The organism is Flavobacterium covae (assembly GCF_001534645.1).
Lineage (GTDB): Bacteria > Bacteroidota > Bacteroidia > Flavobacteriales > Flavobacteriaceae > Flavobacterium > Flavobacterium covae.
Window position 1 is genome coordinate 2802066 of sequence record NZ_CP013992.1, and the last position, 23079, is coordinate 2825144.

The following is a 23079-nucleotide window of genomic DNA, read 5'->3' on the forward strand; positions in this document are numbered from 1 at the left end:
TCAAAAAACAACCCGTCATTCTTAATAAAAATACACTTATTAGAAAGTTTTCTACAAAATAACCACAAAAAAACTATTAATTTTACAAAATAAAAATATAAAAAAAATGAAAGCCCCTAATCTTAAGACATTAATCATTTTTACATACTTATTTTTAAGTTCTTTTTTTCCTAACCTAACATCTGCACAAGTTCCAGATGCAGGCAAGGCTACAACAGGTAGTGGACTTTATAAAGATCGTATATTTTGGTTAAATTGGGATCTTAATAAGGACGGCGCTGGAGGTGATTTGATTACTAACGGATCCTCAAGAACTTTCACTTCTCCCGCAGGTGTTCTTTATCAAGCCACAATATCAAACGTTACAGGCACCCCAAAATCCAGCAATTCTTATGATTATTCAGGAAATAACTTCCCTAGTGGTTATGGAAATATTGGAGGAAATACTGGAGCTGGTAACATTGTAGGTATAAACAACGGGTGTAACGCTTGTACTTCTACTTTCAGAATTACCATAACAGCCAATTATCCAAATGGCATATCGGGTAATGTGGCCGCATTTGTCATAGGAGGAACAGAAACACTAGCTAGTACTAGCGAATTCTATCAAATTACAGTCCCTTCAGGAACCGTAAGATACTTAGATAAGTATATAAAAAATGACAATTGGACTAACTCATCCATCCGACTAGACGTTTCAAATTCAGGTCGAACTATTAAAGTTACCAATCCTGGAACTGGAGATAGTAGAGGTGACGCTTTATTAATTGCTGAAGATGTTCCCTATATAGACGCTCAAGTAAAAGGAGGTGGTGGGCAACATTTTGGCATTGGATTTATAGAGGATCTGGATTACTCAGATGCTCCTAACTCGTACGGAAAAGCTACTCATATAGTAAACAATTCTATCCAAGGAGGAACTTTTACCTCACCTAGTCTAAATACCTTAAGCACAACAACCAACGTATTAGACACACAAAAAGGTTCTTTTGTAAGCCCAAATTTAATTCTTGGTACTAATATAGATGTTGAAAGCAACTATAACCCCGTAACTAATGGTACTATACCTAATACAGATGACATCACTGGAATTGATGATGAAGATGGTATACAAGATATTAACTGGTCTACATGTACAGGAACCGTATTTGTAAAAAACACCACTGCCAGTTTAGCTTATTTAAATTTATGGATAGATGCTAATTCAAATGGTATTTTTGATAACAACGAAAACACAAATACTATAATTCCTTCAGGCACAAACGGAAATATAAATGTCCCTTTAAATCCAATTAGTGGACTTACTTCTGGTAATAGTTACTATGCCCGATTAAGATTATCCACTACTCAAAATCTTTCTCCTTCTGGCTTTGCTGCTGATGGAGAAGCTGAAGATCATTGGGTAAATATTACAAAAACAACATTAACCACTAATCCTCTTACTTCCTGCGTTGGTTCACCTATAATCTTCTCTTCTATTTCAGGAATGCTTAGTTATAACTGGACTGGACCAAATGGTTTTACATCAAATCAACAAAACCCAATAATCGCAAATAGTAATACTAGCCATAATGGTATCTATACACTTGTCGTTACAACACCTGGAGGCTGTACTATATCAGATTCAACGAACGTAATAGTCAACCCATTGCCAGCAGCTCCTATTATATCAAGTATAACACAACCTAGCTGCAATGTTTCTACAGGAAGTGTTAGTTTCAATAATTTACCTGCATCTGGCACATGGACTGTAACAGCTTCACCTGGTGGCACTAGCATAACAGGTTCTGGAAGTAATGCAATTTTTAGTGGTCTAACAGGAAATAACACCTATACTTTTACTGTCACTAATTCTAATGGATGTACCTCTGCTGTAAGTGCACAGGTTCTTATCAATGCACAACCTGCAACGCCTAATGCGCCATTAGCGGGGGCTGTTACACAACCTACTTGTGCTACTGCTACGGGTAGTTTTCAAATTATGGGCTATAATTCTAATAGTGTCTATAATTTTAGTCCTGCGGTTTTGAATATCTCGGCAACGGGGGTTGTTACGGCTAATGCGGGTACTTATACTTTTACGGAAACAAATGCGGCGGGATGTACCTCTGCTGTAAGTGCACAGGTTCTTATCAATGCACAACCTGCAACGCCTAATGCGCCATTAGCGGGGGCTGTTACACAACCTACTTGTGCTACTGCTACGGGTAGTTTTCAAATTATGGGCTATAATTCTAATAGTGTCTATAATTTTAGTCCTGCGGTTTTGAATATCTCAGCAACGGGGGTTGTTACGGCTAATGCGGGTACTTATACTTTTACGGAAACAAATGCGGCGGGATGTACCTCTGCTGTAAGTGCACAGGTTCTTATCAATGCACAACCTGCAACGCCTAATGCGCCATTAGCGGGGGCTGTTACACAACCTACTTGTGCTACTGCTACGGGTAGTTTTCAAATTATGGGCTATAATTCTAATAGTGTCTATAATTTTAGTCCTGCGGTTTTGAATATCTCAGCAACGGGGGTTGTTACGGCTAATGCGGGTACTTATACTTTTACGGAAACAAATGCGGCGGGATGTACCTCTGCTGTAAGTGCACAGGTTCTTATCAATGCACAACCTGCAACGCCTAATGCGCCATTAGCGGGGGCTGTTACACAACCTACTTGTGCTACTGCTACGGGTAGTTTTCAAATTATGGGCTATAATTCTAATAGTGTCTATAATTTTAGTCCTGCGGTTTTGAATATCTCGGCAACGGGGGTTGTTACGGCTAATGCGGGTACTTATACTTTTACGGAAACAAATGCGGCGGGATGTACCTCTGCTGTAAGTGCACAGGTTCTTATCAATGCGCAACCTGCAACGCCTAATGCGCCATTAGCGGGGGCTGTTACACAACCTACTTGTGCTACTGCTACGGGTAGTTTTCAAATTATGGGCTATAATTCTAATAGTGTCTATAATTTTAGTCCTGCGGTTTTGAATATCTCAGCAACGGGGGTTGTTACGGCTAATCCGGGTACTTATACTTTTACAGAAACAAATGCGGCGGGATGTACCTCTACTGCAAGTGCACAGGTTCTTATCAATGCACAACCTGCAACGCCTAATGCGCCATTAGCGGGGGCTGTTACACAACCTACTTGTGCTACTGCTACGGGTAGTTTTCAAATTATGGGCTATAATTCTAATAGTGTCTATAATTTTAATCCTGCGGTTTTGAATATCTCAGCAACGGGGGTTGTTACGGCTAATGCGGGTACTTATACTTTTACGGAAACAAATGCGGCGGGATGTACCTCTGCTGTAAGTGCACAGGTTCTTATCAATGCACAACCTGCAACGCCTAATGCGCCATTAGCGGGGGCTGTTACACAACCTACTTGTGCTACTGCTACGGGTAGTTTTCAAATTATGGGCTATAATTCTAATAGTGTCTATAATTTTAGTCCTGCGGTTTTGAATATCTCAGCAACGGGGGTTGTTACGGCTAATGCGGGTACTTATACTTTTACAGAAACAAATGCGGCGGGATGTACCTCTACTGCAAGTGCACAGGTTCTTATCAATGCGCAACCTGCAACGCCTAATGCGCCATTAGCGGGGGCTGTTACACAACCTACTTGTGCTACTGCTACGGGTAGTTTTCAAATTATGGGCTATAATTCTAATAGTGTCTATAATTTTAGTCCTGCGGTTTTGAATATCTCAGCAACGGGGGTTGTTACGGCTAATGCGGGTACTTATACTTTTACGGAAACAAATGCGGCGGGATGTACCTCTGCTGTAAGTGCACAGGTTCTTATCAATGCACAACCTGCAACGCCTAATGCGCCATTAGCGGGGGCTGTTACACAACCTACTTGTGCTACTGCTACGGGTAGTTTTCAAATTATGGGCTATAATTCTAATAGTGTCTATAATTTTAGTCCTGCGGTTTTGAATATCTCAGCAACGGGGGTTGTTACGGCTAATGCGGGTACTTATACTTTTACGGAAACAAATGCGGCGGGATGTACCTCTGCTGTAAGTGCACAGGTTCTTATCAATGCGCAACCTGCAACGCCTAATGCGCCATTAGCGGGGGCTGTTACACAACCTACTTGTGCTACTGCTACGGGTAGTTTTCAAATTATGGGCTATAATTCTAATAGTGTCTATAATTTTAGTCCTGCGGTTTTGAATATCTCAGCAACGGGGGTTGTTACGGCTAATGCGGGTACTTATACTTTTACGGAAACAAATGCGGCGGGATGTACCTCTGCTGTAAGTGCACAGGTTCTTATCAATGCGCAACCTGCAACGCCTAATGCGCCATTAGCGGGGGCTGTTACACAACCTACTTGTGCTACTGCTACGGGTAGTTTTCAAATTATGGGCTATAATTCTAATAGTGTCTATAATTTTAATCCTGCGGTTTTGAATATCTCGGCAACGGGGGTTGTTACGGCTAATGCGGGTACTTATACTTTTACGGAAACAAATGCGGCGGGATGTACCTCTGCTGTAAGTGCACAGGTTCTTATCAATGCACAACCTGCAACGCCTAATGCGCCATTAGCGGGGGCTGTTACACAACCTACTTGTGCTACTGCTACGGGTAGTTTTCAAATTATGGGCTATAATTCTAATAGTGTCTATAATTTTAGTCCTGCGGTTTTGAATATCTCGGCAACGGGGGTTGTTACGGCTAATGCGGGTACTTATACTTTTACAGAAACCAATGCGGCGGGATGTACCTCTGCTGTAAGTGCACAGGTTCTTATCAATGCACAACCTGCAACACCTAATGCGCCATTAGCGGGGGCTGTTACACAACCTACTTGTGCTACTGCTACGGGTAGTTTTCAAATTATGGGCTATAATTCTAATAGTGTCTATAATTTTAATCCTGCGGTTTTGAATATCTCAGCAACGGGGGTTGTTACGGCTAATGCGGGTACTTATACTTTTACGGAAACAAATGCGGCGGGATGTACCTCTGCTGTAAGTGCACAGGTTCTTATCAATGCACAACCTGCAACACCTAATGCGCCATTAGCGGGGGCTGTTACACAACCTACTTGTGCTACTGCTACGGGTAGTTTTCAAATTATGGACTATAATTCTAATAGTGTCTATAATTTTAATCCTCCGGTTTTGAATATCTCAGCAACGGGGGTTGTTACGGCTAATGCGGGTACTTATACTTTTACGGAAACAAATGCGGCGGGATGTACCTCTGCTGTAAGTGCACAGGTTCTTATCAATGCACAACCTGCAACGCCTAATGCGCCATTAGCGGGGGCTGTTACACAACCTACTTGTGCTACTGCTACGGGTAGTTTTCAAATTATGGGCTATAATTCTAATAGTGTCTATAATTTTAATCCTGCGGTTTTGAATATCTCAGCAACGGGGGTTGTTACGGCTAATGCGGGTACTTATACTTTTACGGAAACAAATGCGGCGGGATGTACCTCTGCTGTAAGTGCACAGGTTCTTATCAATGCACAACCTGCAACACCTAATGCGCCATTAGCGGGGGCTGTTACACAACCTACTTGTGCTACTGCTACGGGTAGTTTTCAAATTATGGGCTATAATTCTAATAGTGTCTATAATTTTAATCCTGCGGTTTTGAATATCTCAGCAACGGGGGTTGTTACGGCTAATGCGGGTACTTATACTTTTACGGAAACAAATGCGGCGGGATGTACCTCTGCTGTAAGTGCACAGGTTCTTATCAATGCACAACCTGCAACACCTAATGCGCCATTAGCGGGGGCTGTTACACAACCTACTTGTGCTACTGCTACGGGTAGTTTTCAAATTATGGGCTATAATTCTAATAGTGTCTATAATTTTAATCCTGCGGTTTTGAATATCTCAGCAACGGGGGTTGTTACGGCTAATGCGGGTACTTATACTTTTACAGAAACCAATGCGGCGGGATGTACCTCTGCTGTAAGTGCACAGGTTCTTATCAATGCACAACCTGCAACGCCTACCCCCCCTACAGCTACAACATTACAACCTACTTGTACACTATCAACAGGTACCATTACCTTTACTACACAAACGGATGTAGAATACAGTATTAATAACGGAACAAGTTATCAAGCCAGCAACGTATTTAGCGGATTAAATCCTGCTACCTATACCTTACGAGTACGAAGCACTACTGATAACACCTGTACTGCACAAGCTGCTACAACTATTACTATTAATACACAACCAGTAACACCATCAGCCCCTATAACAGGAGCTATTACACAACCAAACTGTATCACTTCAACAGGAAGTGTTACTTTAAATGGTTTACCAACATCAGATCCATGGACTATTATAACATCGCCAAGTGGTCTTACATTAAATGGCACTGGAACTAGTGTAAATTTTACAGGACTAAATCCAGGTAATACATATACCTTCACAGTTACTAATTCTAATGGTTGTATTTCACCTGCATCATCTGCTATAACAGTATATAATCAAATATGTGCAGTAGATGAAACAACAATGCCTATAAACGGTCTATCGGGAGGAACAACCGCTCCACTTACGGCCAATGATACACTTAACGGAGCATTAGTAACAGTAGGAACGGCTCCTGGTAATGTTCAAATTACGGCAAGTACAGTTCCTATCGGGTCTGGACTAATACTAAATCCAAACGGAACAGTATCAATACCAGCTAACACCCCTGCGGGAACATACACCGTTAACTACACCATTTGTGAAGTCAACAATCCTAAAAACTGCAGCAATGTTAGTTCTAATGTAGTGGTAGATACTCCTCAGATTATAGCCATAACAGAAACAACAACGCCTATAAACGGTCTATCGGGAGGAACAACCGCTCCACTTACGGCCAATGATACACTTAACGGAGCATTAGTAACAGTAGGAACGGCTCCTGGTAATGTTCAAATTACGGCAAGTACAGTTCCTATCGGGTCTGGACTAATACTAAATCCAAACGGAACAGTATCAATACCAGCTAACACCCCTGCGGGAACATACACCGTTAACTACACCATTTGTGAAGTCAACAATCCTAAAAACTGCAGCAATGTTAGTTCTAATGTAGTGGTAGATACTCCTCAGATTATAGCCATAACAGAAACAACAACGCCTATAAACGGTCTATCGGGAGGAACAACCGCTCCACTTACGGCCAATGATACACTTAACGGAGCATTAGTAACAGTAGGAACGGCTCCTGGTAATGTTCAAATTACAGCAAGTACAGTTCCTATGGGGTCTGGACTAATACTAAATCCAAACGGAACAGTATCAATACCAGCTAACACCCCTGCGGGAACATACACCGTTAACTACACCATTTGTGAAGTCAACAATCCTAAAAACTGCAGCAATGTTAGTTCTAATGTAGTGGTAGATACTCCTCAGATTATAGCCATAACAGAAACAACAACGCCTATAAACGGTCTATCGGGAGGAACAACCGCTCCACTTACGGCCAATGATACACTTAACGGAGCATTAGTAACGGTAGGAACGGCTCCTGGTAATGTTCAAATTACGGCAAGTACAGTTCCTATGGGGTCTGGACTAATCCTAAATCCAAACGGAACAGTATCAATACCAGCTAACACCCCTGCGGGAACATACACCGTTAACTACACCATTTGTGAAGTCAACAATCCTAAAAACTGCAGCAATGTTAGTTCTAATGTAGTGGTAGATACTCCTCAGATTATAGCCATAACAGAAACAACAACGCCTATAAACGGTCTATCGGGAGGAACAACCGCTCCACTTACGGCCAATGATACACTTAACGGAGCATTAGTAACGGTAGGAACGGCTCCTGGTAATGTTCAAATTACGGCAAGTACAGTTCCTATGGGGTCTGGACTAATCCTAAATCCAAACGGAACAGTATCAATACCAGCTAACACCCCTGCGGGAACATACACCGTTAACTACACCATTTGTGAAGTCAACAATCCTAAAAACTGCAGCAATGTTAGTTCTAATGTAGTGGTAGATACTCCTCAGATTATAGCCATAACAGAAACAACAACGCCTATAAACGGTCTATCGGGAGGAACAACCGCTCCACTTACGGCCAATGATACACTTAACGGAGCATTAGTAACAGTAGGAACGGCTCCTGGTAATGTTCAAATTACGGCAAGTACAGTTCCTATGGGGTCTGGACTAATACTAAATCCAAACGGAACAGTATCAATACCAGCTAACACCCCTGCGGGAACATACACCGTTAACTACACCATTTGTGAAGTCAACAATCCCAAAAACTGCAGCAATGTTAGTTCTAATGTAGTGGTAGATACTCCTCAGATTATAGCCATAACAGAAACAACAACGCCTATAAACGGTCTATCGGGAGGAACAACCGCTCCACTTACGGCCAATGATACACTTAACGGAGCATTAGTAACAGTAGGAACGGCTCCTGGTAATGTTCAAATTACGGCAAGTACAGTTCCTATGGGGTCTGGACTAATACTAAATCCAAACGGAACAGTATCAATACCAGCTAACACCCCTGCGGGAACATACACCGTTAACTACACCATTTGTGAAGTCAACAATCCTAAAAACTGCAGCAATGTTAGTTCTAATGTAGTGGTAGATACTCCTCAGATTATAGCCATAACAGAAACAACAACGCCTATAAACGGTCTATCGGGAGGAACAACCGCTCCACTTACGGCCAATGATACACTTAACGGAGCATTAGTAACAGTAGGAACGGCTCCTGGTAATGTTCAAATTACAGCAAGTACAGTTCCTATGGGGTCTGGACTAATACTAAATCCAAACGGAACAGTATCAATACCAGCTAACACCCCTGCGGGAACATACACCGTTAACTACACCATTTGTGAAGTCAACAATCCTAAAAACTGCAGCAATGTTAGTTCTAATATAACAGTGGGTGAGCCTAGTGTTAATGCTCAGAACGATATCTTTTCTTCTCAAAACGGTAGCCAAGGAGAGACATTAGGAAATATATTTACAGATAATGGAAATGGATTCGATTTAGCTGACGGAAATCAAGCAAATTTAAATAACATAACATTAACAACAACTGCTTGGACAGGTCAAAAAAATCCATACATTGATTTAAATGGTAACGTAATAGTACCTTCTGGAACACCTTCTGGAACTTATACTATACCTTACAAAATTTGCTTGCTAACACCATTTAACACTATTTGTGATACCGCTACAGTAACTGTAAGAGTAGAACCATCAAACAAAGAGGAATTTGTTATTTACAACCACATGACTCCTAATGGAGATGGGAATAACGATGTATTCTTTATAGACGGAGTAGATAAATTTCCTAATAACTCAGTAGAAGTTTACAACCGATGGGGAGTATTAGTATATGAGGCAAAAGGATATAATAATAATGATCGATCATTCCGAGGCATATCATCAGGACGAGTTACGATCAAACAATTAGAAGAATTGCCAGAAGGAACATACTATTATATGTTTAAGTACGAAGATACTAAAGGTATGCCCCAAGAAAAAGCAGGTTATTTATATATCAATAGATAAAGAATTAATATACCTCCGTCTTTAGGGCGGAGGATATTTAAAAAAGAATATGATATGAAAAACAAAATTATATATTTACTACTTTTAATGAGTGGAATTAGTTTTGCTCAACAAGAAGCACAGTATACACAATATATGTATAACACTGCCAATGTAAATCCCGGTTACACAGGTACCCGCGGTTGTTTTAGTGCTTTAGTAATGCACCGCTCCCAATGGGTAGGATTAGAAGGAGCCCCAAAGACAAATACAGTTGCAATGAGTACCCCCTTAGGTCTTAACAATAGGATGGGATTAGGAGTAAGCGTTATAAACGATAAAATAGGTCCTTCAGATGAAAATGCAATATCAGTAGACCTAAGTTATAATATTAACACTACAGAAAACTCTAAATTGTCTTTTGGAATAAAAGGAACAGCTAATTTTTTTAGTGTTGATTTTAATAAGACAAAGATTCATAATGTATCAGATGGTTTGATAAGACAAAATGTAGACAATCGTTTTTTCCCAAATATAGGAGCAGGAGCATTTTGGTATTCAGATAAGACCTATGTAGGACTATCCATCCCTTTTATATTAGAACAAAAATACTATGATAACGATGTTCAATACGTAGCCAGTGAACGTATGCACCCTCATTTAATAGCAGGACACGTATTTCGCCTAAGTAGTGAAGTACAATTTAAACCCACAACGATGATTAAATATGTAAATGGAGCCCCATTACAAGTCGATTTATCAGGGAATTTTTGGTTTAATGAAAAATTTTCATTGGGAGCCGCCTATCGTTGGAGTGCAGCATGGAGCGCTATGGCAGGATTTCAAATTAACGATTCTTGGTTAGTAGGATATGCCTACGATCGAGATGTTACCAGATTAGGAAATTTTAACTCTGGTTCACACGAAATATTTTTACGTTATGAATTGTTTAAACGTGTAGAAAAAGTGGTAGCCCCACGTTTCTTCTAAAACTATTATTATGAAAAGAATAATTTTATTTACTGTATTAGGATTGTCTTTGAATGGAATATATGCACAAGAGAAAAAAATCATAAAAGCAAGTAATCACTATAATGGTTTAGCATACGTCGATGCAATTGGCACCTATTTAAAAGTAGCTCAAAAAGGATATAAATCAAAAGAGTTATTTCAACGCTTAGGAGATTCCTATTACTACAATGCTAAATTTACAGAAGCCCATAAATGGTATACTGAATTATTTGCTTTAGGTGAAACAGTAGAACCTGAATATTACTATCGTTATGCACAAACCCTCAAATCGGTAGAAAATTACAAAAAAGCCGATGAATATATGGATAAATTTTATCAATTAACATCCAAAGATACAAGAGCCAGTATTTATAATAATCAAAAAGATTATAAAAATATTATCGCAAAAAATTCTGGACGTTTTGAAATAAAACCAGTAAGCATTAATGGCAGTTCTTCCGATTATGGTACAGCATTCTATGGAAACAAAGTACTTTTTGCATCCACTAGAGATACCATTGGAGTTTTCAAAACAAAAGCAAAATGGACAGGAAAATCATTTACCAACCTGTATGCTGCTGATAAAAATGAAACAGGAGACGATCTTATTAATACAGCTCGTTTTGCAAAAGAAATCAATTCCAAATATCACGAAGACTCTCCCGTTTTCACCAAAGATCTAAAAACAGTTTACTTTACCCGTAATAATTTCAATGAAGGAAAAGTAGGAAAAGACGATAAAAAAGTCATCAATTTAAAGATCTATCGAGCTAATTTAAATACAAAAGGAGAATGGATTAATATAACAGAACTACCATTTAATAGTGATCAATACAGTGTAGCACATCCCGCCTTATCCCCTGACGAAAAAACCTTATATTTTGCCTCTAATATGCCCGGAACATACGGGCAATCCGACTTATTCAAGGTAGCTATTTTAGGAGAAAACAGTTATGGAACCCCTATTAACCTAGGAAATACAATCAATACAGAAGCCAGAGAAACCTTTCCTTTTATAAGCGATAAAGGAGTATTATATTATGCAACCGATGGACAACAAGGACTAGGAGGATTAGATATTTACGCAACACAATTAGATGATAAAGGAATGGTTACTAATTTAGTAACCAATGTTGGATCCCCAATAAATGGTCCCATGGACGATTTTGCTTTTATCATAGACGAAAAAGGAAAAGGCTTCTTTTCCTCAAACCGTTCAGAAGGCAAAGGTTTAGATGACATCTATAGTTTTATAGAAAAATCCCCATTAAATTTAGAAATCCAACACCAACTAACAGGCATTGTTACAAACTCCGAAACAGGAGAAGCAATTCCAGAAGCAACCGTAACATTATATGATGAAAAATTTAAAGAAATAGAAAAAGTTCTAGCAGACAACAAAGGATTTTATGATTTTAAGAAAATTCCTGCGGGTAAAAAATATTATGTACGAGCAGAAAAAGAAGATTATGAAACCAAAGAAAAACCAGTAGAAATTCCAAATAAAATAGGAAAAACAAATTTACCTATAGATACTGCCAAAAAAGTAAAAGAAATAAAAGAAGGATCCGATTTAGCCAAAATATTTGAAATTAAAATTATTTATTTTGATCTAGATAAATCATTTATTCGTCCTGATGCAGCAGTAGAATTAGCTAAAATTTTAGAAGTGATGAAACAATACCCCACCATGAAAGTAGACGTTCGATCACATACTGACTGTCGTCAAACCGCAGCTTATAATGCAAAACTTTCAGATCGTAGAGCAAAAGAAACAGTGGCTTGGCTCATCAAAAAAGGTATTGCAAAAGATCGTTTAACAGGTCGTGGTTATGGAGAATCACAATTAATGAATAATTGCGGTTGTGAACCAACTAATCAATCTTCTTGTACAGAAGAACAACATCAAGAAAATAGAAGAAGTGAATTTATCATTGTAAAAATGTAATAAAAAAAGGTGTCTTAAAAAAGTTTAATAGTAAAAAATAGTTGGTAAAACAGCTGTAAAGTATTATAAAATATGATGTTCCCAAAAGTTTATTGAAATTCGTTTCAATAAACTTTTTTTGTTTATGAAAATCTCAAAAAAAAGCGATGTCCAATCTCCACAAGTCTAAAATCCACAAGAGAAAAAGACAAAGAAGTCTTGCCCAGTTGCTCAAAGTTTTCCGACTTTGAGGAGTGATAAATAAAAAATGAATACGCTTACGGGCGTGTTTTTTTGTGGGTTGTTGTTATCGTATTTACAACTTAATTTTTTTTAGGATATAATATAGGCTTACTAGGGCTAGCATCATTCTCAAAAGAGGCTATTTGTAAATTTAACAAGTAAGTGTCATCTGTAATTGTATTATCAACAAAAATCATTTCGGTAATGGTACAATCTAAGCGTGCATCTGAATTTAAATGATTTACATCTGTTACATTCCAAAAAGCTTTGTGAGCTAAGAGTTTGCCTTCATCTCTTTCTCTATCAATACTGGGCAAATCAATTAATAAGTGTTTAACACCTATTTCACGTAAATAAAATCCTGTTTCTTCTGTCAGATAGGGTGGATTGGTATTTGAGTATTTTTTTGTTTTTTTTTCGCTATTATTTGGTAAAGTACGAATTACTAATGCTTGGAACGAATTTTGTGTTTCTTTATTTTTACTCATAGACAAGAGTTTATCTTCTATCATTTTTTTTGTAATGATCAAATCTTGGTTGCTTTTTTGAGGCTCTATAGTAATTACTTTGGCAAGAAAAAAGAATTCTTTTAAACAGTCATTAATACTGTAGAAATCTTTTGTAATATGTCCTAAACATTCAGTATGTGTACCATGCCCATGGGGGTTAAAAAAAATATTGTTAAAATTTACAGAGCTTCCGTTTGATACTTTTCCGACCCAATTGTCAAAACGAACGGGTTCTATTATTGGTTTTTCTAGATACCAAGCAATTGGATTTGACTCAGTATTATTTAATGGAATGGAAATATCAAGAGGATTAGATAAATCGAACGTAATATTATCTGTTTTTAAAATCATTTTATGATAAAGACTATAAAAATAAATTACACAAAAGAGAGGATTAATAAAAAAATGCCTTAGATTTTCTTGGGGCTATTCAAATTTAGAAAAAATAAATCTGATGCAATTCCATCACAAAAAAATTTCCCTTTACGAGTGGTTTTTAGAATATGATTATCTAATTCTAATTGTGTGTTATTTATATATGGTTGCGCATTTTTTATTAAATAGTCATGATAGTTGTTTCCAAAATCTTTTTTAATTTTTTCCAAAGAAATACCCCAAATAGTTCTTAACCCAGTCATTATATATTCATTGTAACGATCTGTTAATGAAAGAATTTCTGTTTCAATAGGTAGCTTTTCTTCTTCTATAGATTTTATATACAATGAGTTATTAGTCACATTCCAGCTTCTATTTATTCCGTTATAACTATGTGCTGATGGACCTATCCCTATATATTTTTTTCCTAACCAATAGGCTGAATTATTTTTAGAAAAATAGTTTTCTTTTCCAAAATTAGATAATTCATAATGAATGAAATTGTTTTTTTCTAGTGTATCAACTAATAGTAAAAATTGTTCATGAGCAATTTCTTCATCTGGAGTAGGAACTTTACCTGTTTGAATAAATTTTTGCAAGGCAGTTTTAGGTTCTACGGTTAGGGCATAACTAGAAATATGAGGGATGCCTAAATCTAATAAAACTTGAATATTTTCTAGCCACATTTTATTAGTTAAACCAGGAGTTCCATAAATGAGATCTACTGAAATATTGTCAAAATATTGGGTTGCTATTTTTAGACTTTTTTTTGCCTGATGAGTATTATGAGCACGATTCATTAGTTGTAAATCCGCCTTATGAAAAGACTGTACACCAATAGAAATACGATTAATTCCGATGGATTTAAAATCCTGAAATAAATTATTCGTTTCTAAATCATCAGGATTTGCTTCAATAGTGATTTCAGGGGTATTGGTAACTTTGTAATTATTGTAAACTTCATTAATTAAAAGTTGTATATCTTCAATTGGCAATATAGAAGGTGTTCCGCCACCGAAGTAAATAGTTTCTACTACTTCATTTTCAAATTCGTTTTTTCGTATTGCTATTTCTTTTATTAATGCTTTGATCATTTCATTTTTTTTCTTCAATGAAGTCGAAAAATAAAAATCACAATAATGGCAAGCCTGTTTGCAGAATGGGATATGGATATAGATTCCTGACATATTTTTAAATTATCGTCATAGGTTTAGTAGTAATTTATAAAATGGAAGATGTATCTTTAAAATACTTTATTTTTTTATTCGTTCTTCATTTTGTTTTATAAAAGCTTCCCAACCAGAATAGCTTTTGCCTAGTTCAACTTTTCCTGAATTAAAAAAATGGCATACAGCTGCTGCTAAACCATCAGTAGAATCTAAATTTTTAGGAAGCTCTTTTAGTTTTAAAAGTTGTTGGAGCATTTTAGCTACTTGTTCTTTACTAGCATTACCGTTTCCTGTAATGGCCATTTTTATTTTTTTAGGTTCATATTCGGTTATAGGTATTTGACGTGATAAGCCAGCTGCCATAGCAACTCCTTGTGCTCTCCCTAATTTTAGCATTGATTGTACATTTTTGCCAAAAAATGGGGCTTCAATGGCAATTTCATCAGGATGATAAGTGTCAATTAATTCAATAGTTCGTTCAAATATTTTTTGAAGTTTTAAATAATGATTATCGTATTTACTTAATAACAATTCGTTAAGTTGGATAAATTCCATTTTTTTATTCAATACTTTTATCAGACCAAATCCCATAATGGTAGTTCCTGGGTCAATACCTAAAATTATTCTTTCGTTTGCCAAATTTTTTATTTAAAGTTTCGAGTTTCAAGTCCAAAGTTTTGTTACTTTGTTCCAATGCAAAAAATATCCAACAAATCTAAACAATTCTTTACACTTCTGCTTAAACTAATTATAGTAGTAGGTGCTTTTTATTTTATATATGAAAGATTATCAAATCAATCTAATATGGATTTTGATCGTTTTAAAAATCAAATTTTATTCAAACAAACTTGGTATACTATTGTTTTTATTTTGTTTTTATCAGTTCTTAATCGGTTTATAGAAATTTTAAAATGGCAAAATTTGATACAAGAGATAAAAACTATTTCTCTGGTTGAATCTACTAAACAAGTTTTAGGTGCTTTAACTTTGGCTTTGTTTACACCTAATGGTATAGGAGAATATGCAGGAAAAGCATTGTTTTTTGAAAAAAACCAAACTTCAAAAGTTATTTTTTTAAACTTGATTTGCAATGGAGTTCAACTTGTTTTAACCGTATTTTTTGGTATACTAGGATTGATGTATTTCAATACTTATTTTTCAGTTGTAAGAAGCAAAGTTGTTTTTATTGTTTTGGGGATTACTGTATTTTTGATTTTAATTATCATATTCTTTAGAAAAGCTAAAATAGGAAAGTATTCAATAGAAAAAATTATTCATAAGATTAATGCAATACCTAAAAAAATACATCAAAAGAATCTATTTTTAGGCGTATTGCGTTATTTAACTTTTTCTCATCAATATTATTTTTTGTTTCTAATGTTTGGTGTTGATCTACCTTATTTACTTTTGATGAGTGTAATTACATCTGTATATTTTTTAGCATCTTCTCTACCTTCTTTCCAGTTTTTAGATTTTGCAGTAAAGGGGAGTGTGGCTGTTTTTTTCTTTGGTTTATTAAAGGTTAATGAGTGGGTTGTTCTTTTTATTAGTACTTTGATGTGGATTTTAAATACTGTTTTACCTGTAGTTATTGGTAGTTATTTTGTGTTAAATTTTAAATTGAGAGAATCATAAATAAAGGTATAATAATGGAAACTCTAATATTGATAGTTTATTTAGTTTTACTCGGATATAATATCAATATTCTTTGGATATGTATTGGTTTTACTAAAGTTAAAACTTTTTCATATAAAAAAATACCTCCTAAAACTAAATTTTCTATAATAGTTCCGTTTCGTAATGAAAATAAAAATTTACCTAATTTATTAGCTTCTTTTGAAAAATTGAATTACCCGAGTCATTTGTTTGAAGTTATTCTAGTAGATGATCAATCAGATGTTAAATTTGAGCTAATAAAGAGTAGATACTCAATTTCTTTGATTGAAACAATTAGAAAATCTAATTCTCCTAAAAAAGATGCTATTAATGCGGCTATTACAATAGCAAAAAATAATTGGATCATAACAACGGATGCAGATTGTACAGTAAATAAAAATTGGTTAACTACTTATGATGCCTTTATTCAAAAAAACAGCCCTAAAATGGTAGTTTCTGGAGTGTTGTTTAATCCTGTTGAAAGTTTTTTGCAAAATTTCCAATATTTAGATTTATTAAGTTTACAGGGTGTTACTATAGGTAGCTTTGGTAATGATCAAGCTTTTATGTGTAATGGTGCTAATTTTTGTTATCAAAAATCTTTTTTTAATGAACTAAAAGGGTTTGATGGAAATGAGGAGATAGCAAGTGGAGACGATGTTTTTCTACTTCAAAAGGGTGTTAAGAGAGATTCTAAAAATATCTATTTTCTTAAAAATAAATTAGCAACAGTTTATACAAAGCCTGAACCTACATTGAGGAAAGTGTTTAACCAACGTGTGAGATGGGCAAGTAAGACAGGAAATTACGAATCTATTTATAGTAAACAACTAGGGCTTTTTGTTTTTTTGATGAATTTGTCTTTGATATTACTTCTTTTTGGTTATTTTTTTCTAGATTTCAGCGTAAAACTCATGATTATGGTATTCTCAATTAAATTTTTAATTGATTATATTTTATTTAGAATATCCGCGCAATATTTTGAGAAACCATTAAAATATCTAACCCTTTCTGTTTTTCTTTATGCTTTTTTTAGTTCTTTTGTTGCTATTTATTCATTATTTGGGCAATACCATTGGAAAGGAAGAAAGTTTATGAAATAAAATTATTTTAATTTAATTGGAATAAAAAATTCAGTTTTTACTTTCATCCCTCTTTTAATAGCTGGTTCAATTACAGGAAAATGAACTAATTTGGAACGCAAAATACTATCGGTATATTCAGGATCTATTGCACTAGAAGGGAGTATTGTTGAAAAATCTACTGTTGAATTGGGATGGATTACAACTTTTATCTTTAAAGAATCTAATCTAGGTAGTAATCTTTTAACTGTATCAGTTGCTATTTTTTCATAAATATTCTTGGTTAATACTTGAAAAAAACATTCTTTTTTCAATTCTTTATCGGTTATGGATTCACATTCTGTTGTAGAAGGGTATTCATCTACTGTGTTCCAATTTATTTTGCTCAATTCTTTCTTTAAAAGATCTTCTTTGTTGAGTTCTTTTTTTTCAAAATATTGACAACTTATTATAGATAATGAGGTAATCAGTAATAATAGATTATTTTTTATATGGTTCATTGTGTCAATTTTTTTTAGTTTTACATTTACAGGCAAAAATAACAAAATATTTGATGGATTCAGTATTGCTAATTATTGGTTTTCTTTGTGTTTTAATAGGAGTTATAGGTAGTGTTTTGCCTGCTTTACCAGGTCCTGGTTTGAGTTGGATTGGGTTGCTTTTTTTGTATTTTACAAAGACTGTGCCTACTAATTATTGGGTTTTAGGGAGTACTTTTCTAATTACTCTTTTTATCATAATTCTTGATTATCTGATTCCTTCATTAGGAACAAAACGTTTAGGAGGATCTAAATATGGTGTGTGGGGAGCTAATATTGGATTAATTGTAGGTCTTTTTATTCCTCCTTTTGGCTTTGTAATTGGTCCTTTTATTGGAGCTTGTTTAGGTGAGTTATATTTTGATTCTCAAAATTTTTCAAGAGCATTTAAAGCGGCATTAGGAGCTTTTATTGGTTTTATTGCCTCTACTCTGATCAAATTAACCGTTTGTATAGCTTATTTAGGTTGGTATATGTATGTTTTTTGGACTTATAGAAATCAATGGGTATAAAAAGTCTAATAATAATTCTTTGTTTTTATGTTGAATTTTAGTTTAAATGATTCGTTAATTTATTGTAAAGATAGTTTGTTATTTCAAAAAACTCATTATCTAATAGACTGAGAAAATATAATATATATTCAATTATTTTCCATTAAAAGCAGTCATTGTGTTGCCTAAACCAGCTAAAGCAAAAGACTCAATTGCTGCGGAAGATTGTTCTAAACGTTCAGTTAATTTTTCTTTTTCTATTTCATCCCATTCGCCTAATACATAATCTACTTGTTTGCCTTTTTTAAAATCATCACTTATACCAAATCGAAATCTAGGATACTCAGTTGAATTAAGTAATAATTGTATGTTTTTTAATCCATTATGACCTCCGTCACTTCCTTTAGGTTTTATGCGTAAAGTTCCAAAAGGTAAGTTTAAGTCATCGGTAATGACAAGAATATTTTCTTTTTCAATTTTCTCCTTATCCATCCAGTATTGAACGGCCTTGCCACTTAAATTCATATATGTGTTAGGTTTTAGCAGAAATAAAATTCTTCCTTTTAGTTTTATTTCAGCTACTGTTCCTAGTTTAGCGATAGTAAATTCTACATTATGCTTTTTAGCTAAGAAATCAACTACTTTAAAACCTATATTGTGGCGTGTATTAATATATTCAGCACCTATATTGCCTAAACCTACTATTAAAAACTTTTTCATTTGATAATACTAAATATATACAAAAGAGTATTGAGAATAAAAAAGTGCCCACAATGGTGAGCACTTTTGAAAATATTTTGAGGAAATTATTTTTTCTTTCCTTTTGCTCCTTTTTCTGCTTTTGCAGCTTCTTGAGCAGCTTTCATTGCAGCACGTGAAATTCTTACTTGACATACTACAGTGTTATCTGGATGTAAGAATTTGTAAGTAGCTGTGTGTAATTTAGTAATATATAATTTATTACCCATTTCTAATTCAGAAATATCTGTTTCGATAAAATCTGGTAAGTTAGCTGGTAAAGCTTTAACTTTTAGTTTACGTTGGTTAAGACGTAATACACCACCAGCCATAACTCCTTTAGAATTACCAACAACTTTTACAGGGATTTCCATAGTAACTTCTTTGTTTTCAAATAATTGGTAGAAGTCAATATGTAAAATTTTGTCTGTTACTGGGTGAACCTGTATGTCTTGTAATACAGCGTTGAAAGTTTTACCATTCTCTAATTCAATCACAACAGTGTGTGCATTAGGAGTGTAAACCAAGTTTTTGAACGCTTTTTCTTCAGCAGCGAAGTGTACTGGTTGATCTCCTCCGTATAATACGCAAGGAATCATTCCAGCATTACGTAAGGCTTTAGTAGATACTTTACCCACGCTTTCTCTTTCAGATCCTTTAATTGTAATTGATTTCATTTAAAAATATATAAAAATTAATAATATAATTTACATAATAAATTTGCTACTTATAGAATTGTTAGAATGTACCATACGCATTACATCTGCAAATAATTCGGTACAGCTTACAACTTTTATTTTAGCTGATGTTCTTTTTAGTGGTATTGAATCGGTAACAATCAACTCCGTTAGACTTGAATTTTCTATTCTCTCAGTTGCATCTCCAGATAAAATAGCATGAGTACAAATTGCACGTACACTTAAAGCACCTTTTTCTAGCATAAGATCAGCGGCTTTAGCTAATGTGCCCCCTGTGTCTATCATATCATCAACAAGAATAACATTTCGTCCTTTTACTTCTCCAATTAATTCCATTGATTCAATGACATTTGCTGCTTTCCTTTGTTTATAGCATATTACCACATCCGAACTTAGGAATTTAGAATAAGCATAAGCCCTTTTTGACCCCCCCATGTCAGGAGATGCTATTGTTAAGTTTTTCAATCCTAATGATTGGACATAAGGTAGAAAAATGGTAGAAGCAAATAAATGATCTACTGGTTTTTCAAAGAAACCTTGAATTTGATCAGCATGTAAATCCATTGTCATGATTCGAGTAGCTCCTGCGCTTTCAAGTAATTTTGCTACTAATTTTGCGCCTATAGGAACTCTTGGTTTGTCTTTTCTATCTTGTCGAGCCCAACCAAAGTAAGGAATTACGGCTGTTATGTGTCTTGCTGAAGCTCTTTTCGCAGCGTCAATCATAAGTAGGAGTTCCATTAAATTGTCAGAACTCGGAAATGTTGAACACACAATGAACACTCGTAATCCTCTTATTGATTCCTCAAAAGAAGGTTGAAATTCACCATCACTATAATGTGAGAACGTTACTTTTCCTAGCTTCACACCGTATTTATCGGCAATTTTTTCGGCTAGGTATACACTTTTCGAACAAGCAAATATTTTTGCTTCTGGCTCTAAATGTGGCATTAGGTTGTTTTTTTATATCAATCAAACCAATTTCTGAGTTTTATAAAATCTAAAAATTAATTTAGTTGATTGTAGTTAGTTATGTGTTGTATTGCATTCAATGCGCTGCAAATTTAAAAATTAAAATCAACTTGAAAACATATTTTTTGATATTTTTTTATGATTATTCATTTTTTTGTTTACATTTGCACTCACAATTCAGCAATGCCCGGATGGCGGAATTGGTAGACGCGCACGACTCAAACTCGTGTTCTTCGGAGTGTGGGTTCGATTCCCACTCCGGGTACTTTTAAAATCCTTAGCAATCTATGAAATAGAAAGTTAAGGATTTTCTGTTTCTTAACTTGTACGATTTTTGTATTGTAAAAGGATGAAGTCCAAAACCTGTGGATTTGATAAATTAGGCATATAAATTTGCAAGTCTAAAAAGAAAGAATTCTATATTTCTTACGCCTCTAAACAAAACACATTAATACATATTTTGTTTAGTAAACCATACAACTAACATATAACTTCCTGTGACATGAATTATCGTCTAAATTTATATTTTCTTTTATTCCTGTAAATGATTTACTATTATGTTTTATAGAACCATTCACTTTTAATTTTTCCCAGTTTTGCAGCTCAAAATATTTTATCATTTTATTTACTATTAGCCCCCCCTTCCGTTATATAAAAACAATGCAGACAAGTAACCATTTGCTCACTCTCATTACTTTTTTTATTAATCTTCCATCTTATAACAATTTTAATATCAAGTGCTCTAATATCTGCAACACTGGCAATGTTTTGTTTATCTTTTATTAATTCGTTCAAAACTAACACCTCCGTATGAATTCCTGGTCTCTGAGCATTTGTAAGTTTGCTTAAACTAATTTTCTCGCTATATAGCTTTTCATACAATTTACCATCACTATAATTCGAGCAATCTTTCCTTATAAAATCCATATATTCTATATGTTTTGTAAAAAAGGATGCAAAGTTTTTGTGAAATTATTATATTTATGTTATATTTTTCCAGGGACTTATTGTAATATCATTTCTTATTGTATTTTGTTATTATATTTCCATTGGGCAGATTACAAGATGAAACTTTCATAGCATCAAGAGAACCATCATTTTCATTTGTTACAATATTTAAAGAATCTTGATTATGAATTCCCTCATAATCAATAGATTCAACGATATTGTACTAAAAAAGTATGTAAAGAAAAAAATGTGATCTTAGTATTACAGAAAAAATACACAAATAAACTTTACACACAACCAAATTTCAGAATTATTATTGGAAATAGCAAATAGTCATAACGGTTCCAATATTTTATTACAAATGACTTTAGAAGTCTTTATGAAGTCAGAAAGAAGTCTTCATAAAGAAGAAAAACCAGATGATTTAGTCAATGGCTATCCATTTAGAAAAGCAAAGGGTAATGATAAAAAACTTGTTTTAAAAGTACCTAGAACAAGAAGTAGTACATTTTATCCAGCTCTATTAAGTATCTTAAGAGGTAGGGTTGACCACAGAACAGATTAGCGATATTTATGAAGAACTTTATGCTAAAGATTATAGTAAACAACAAATAAGCTATTTAATGAAAGATAGCCCAGAAGAAAAGAGTCTTCGTTGAACCTAATACCATTTAAACTTTGAAATTTACCCATAATACTATTTTTTAACCTTAAGATTGTCCAAAAAGTTCACAATCTTTTCGACCAAAGCGAGAAATCACATAATATTTATTATGAGACTCCTTCTTACGTAGGAGTTACAAACTGGATGTTGATTTAGTTACTATCCTATAAAAGCAATAAAATTAATGTTGGTTCTCAATGCGCTTCGCGCTCTAACTAGCGATGATTTCAATTATATACTTAACCCTTTGTTCTAGTTGTTTTAAAAATAAAAAAACAGATCGAGAATTTTACTTTTTAATCCAGTATATTTTAAGTTTAAATGGTATTAGTAATCATAAAGCAACAGAATTAAAGATTATGATAATTGATAATGCAGCATTTCGTTCCACAAAAGATGTAATAATTCCTGAGAACATATTTCTGTTACCAATTCCTTCATATTCTCCAGAACCCAAGCCTACTGAAAGAATCTGACAATGAATGAAAGATAAAATTTCAATGAAAATTTATGATACTCTAGCCG

At 34.6% G+C, this 23079-nt stretch carries 17 protein-coding genes and 1 tRNA gene; 10 read left to right on the top strand and 8 right to left on the bottom strand.

Translation table 11 applies throughout. The annotated features are described in order from the left end of the window. Positions 1–106 precede the first annotated feature (106 nt). Genes AWN65_RS12345 through AWN65_RS12355 form a run of 3 tightly spaced genes read left to right on the top strand, consistent with a single transcriptional unit; the run spans position 107 to position 12491 of the window. Positions 107–9553, top strand: coding sequence for a T9SS type B sorting domain-containing protein (locus AWN65_RS12345; RefSeq protein ID WP_060383443.1), 9447 nt, complete (start codon positions 107–109; stop codon positions 9551–9553). A gap of 54 nt (positions 9554–9607) precedes the next feature. After that, entirely contained in the window at positions 9608–10522 is a 915-nt protein-coding gene (locus tag AWN65_RS12350) for a PorP/SprF family type IX secretion system membrane protein (protein WP_060382883.1), read from the top strand. Positions 10523–10532: 10 nt separating this feature from the next. After that, complete coding sequence (locus tag AWN65_RS12355; RefSeq protein ID WP_060383444.1) at positions 10533–12491, top strand: OmpA family protein; 1959 nt, start codon at positions 10533–10535, stop codon at positions 12489–12491. Positions 12492–12793: 302 nt separating this feature from the next. Here AWN65_RS12355 and AWN65_RS12360 read toward each other — a convergent pair whose 3' ends face one another. The 3 genes from AWN65_RS12360 to ruvC form a co-directional block, all read right to left on the bottom strand. Further along, positions 12794–13573 carry a cyclase family protein gene (locus AWN65_RS12360; protein ID WP_060383445.1) on the bottom strand — a complete coding sequence of 260 codons (780 nt, stop codon included), beginning with the start codon at positions 13571–13573 and terminating at the stop codon, positions 12794–12796. A gap of 59 nt (positions 13574–13632) precedes the next feature. Beyond that, positions 13633–14784 (bottom strand): radical SAM family heme chaperone HemW, encoded by a 1152-nt coding sequence (gene hemW, locus AWN65_RS12365; protein WP_060383446.1) that lies wholly within the window; start codon positions 14782–14784, stop codon positions 13633–13635. Positions 14785–14850: 66 nt separating this feature from the next. Continuing rightward, entirely contained in the window at positions 14851–15405 is a 555-nt protein-coding gene (gene ruvC, locus AWN65_RS12370) for a crossover junction endodeoxyribonuclease RuvC (RefSeq protein ID WP_060383447.1), read from the bottom strand. Between the two features lie 54 nt (positions 15406–15459). Between ruvC and AWN65_RS12375 the strand changes: the two genes are divergently transcribed. After that, a complete protein-coding gene (locus AWN65_RS12375) occupies positions 15460–16401 on the top strand; it encodes a lysylphosphatidylglycerol synthase domain-containing protein (RefSeq protein WP_060383448.1) in 942 nt (313 codons plus the stop codon). A 14-nt stretch (positions 16402–16415) separates the two neighbouring features. Continuing rightward, the gene (locus AWN65_RS12380) at positions 16416–17525 is read left to right on the top strand and encodes a glycosyltransferase (protein WP_060383449.1); all 1110 of its coding nucleotides are present in this window, start codon (positions 16416–16418) and stop codon (positions 17523–17525) included. Between the two features lie 2 nt (positions 17526–17527). Here AWN65_RS12380 and AWN65_RS12385 read toward each other — a convergent pair whose 3' ends face one another. Continuing rightward, entirely contained in the window at positions 17528–18004 is a 477-nt protein-coding gene (locus tag AWN65_RS12385; RefSeq protein ID WP_060383897.1) for a hypothetical protein, read from the bottom strand. 53 nt (positions 18005–18057) lie between these two features. On the opposite strand from AWN65_RS12385, the gene AWN65_RS12390 reads away from it, so the two are divergent. Next, positions 18058–18555 carry a DUF456 domain-containing protein gene (locus AWN65_RS12390; RefSeq protein ID WP_060383898.1) on the top strand — a complete coding sequence of 166 codons (498 nt, stop codon included), beginning with the start codon at positions 18058–18060 and terminating at the stop codon, positions 18553–18555. Between the two features lie 132 nt (positions 18556–18687). On the opposite strand, the gene pth is transcribed toward AWN65_RS12390, so the two are convergent. The 3 genes from pth to AWN65_RS12405 form a co-directional block, all read right to left on the bottom strand. After that, positions 18688–19254 carry an aminoacyl-tRNA hydrolase gene (pth, locus tag AWN65_RS12395; RefSeq protein ID WP_060383450.1) on the bottom strand — a complete coding sequence of 189 codons (567 nt, stop codon included), beginning with the start codon at positions 19252–19254 and terminating at the stop codon, positions 18688–18690. Positions 19255–19340: 86 nt separating this feature from the next. Further along, positions 19341–19949, bottom strand: a complete 609-nt coding sequence (locus AWN65_RS12400; RefSeq protein WP_060383451.1) for a 50S ribosomal protein L25/general stress protein Ctc — start codon at positions 19947–19949, stop codon at positions 19341–19343. A gap of 30 nt (positions 19950–19979) precedes the next feature. Continuing rightward, on the bottom strand, positions 19980–20921 hold the full coding sequence (locus tag AWN65_RS12405) for a ribose-phosphate pyrophosphokinase (protein WP_060383452.1): 942 nt from the start codon (positions 20919–20921) through the stop codon (positions 19980–19982). 206 nt (positions 20922–21127) lie between these two features. On the opposite strand from AWN65_RS12405, the gene AWN65_RS12410 reads away from it, so the two are divergent. Beyond that, a tRNA-Leu gene (locus AWN65_RS12410) sits at positions 21128–21207 on the top strand. Positions 21208–21563: 356 nt separating this feature from the next. On the opposite strand, the gene AWN65_RS12415 is transcribed toward AWN65_RS12410, so the two are convergent. Beyond that, positions 21564–21869, bottom strand: a complete 306-nt coding sequence (locus tag AWN65_RS12415; RefSeq protein ID WP_060383453.1) for a hypothetical protein — start codon at positions 21867–21869, stop codon at positions 21564–21566. Between the two features lie 337 nt (positions 21870–22206). Here AWN65_RS12415 and AWN65_RS12420 point away from each other — a divergent pair, with 337 nt between their 5' ends. The 3 genes from AWN65_RS12420 (at position 22207) to AWN65_RS12425 (ending at position 23030) form a co-directional block, all read left to right on the top strand. After that, complete coding sequence (locus AWN65_RS12420; RefSeq protein WP_060383454.1) at positions 22207–22455, top strand: hypothetical protein; 249 nt, start codon at positions 22207–22209, stop codon at positions 22453–22455. Beyond that, positions 22436–22549, top strand: coding sequence for a hypothetical protein (locus AWN65_RS15450; RefSeq protein WP_123862004.1), 114 nt, complete (start codon positions 22436–22438; stop codon positions 22547–22549). The genes AWN65_RS12420 and AWN65_RS15450 overlap by 20 nt, the downstream gene beginning before the upstream one ends. Positions 22550–22775: 226 nt before the next feature. Further along, on the top strand, positions 22776–23030 hold the full coding sequence (locus AWN65_RS12425; protein ID WP_060383455.1) for a hypothetical protein: 255 nt from the start codon (positions 22776–22778) through the stop codon (positions 23028–23030). Positions 23031–23079: the final 49 nt, after the last annotated feature.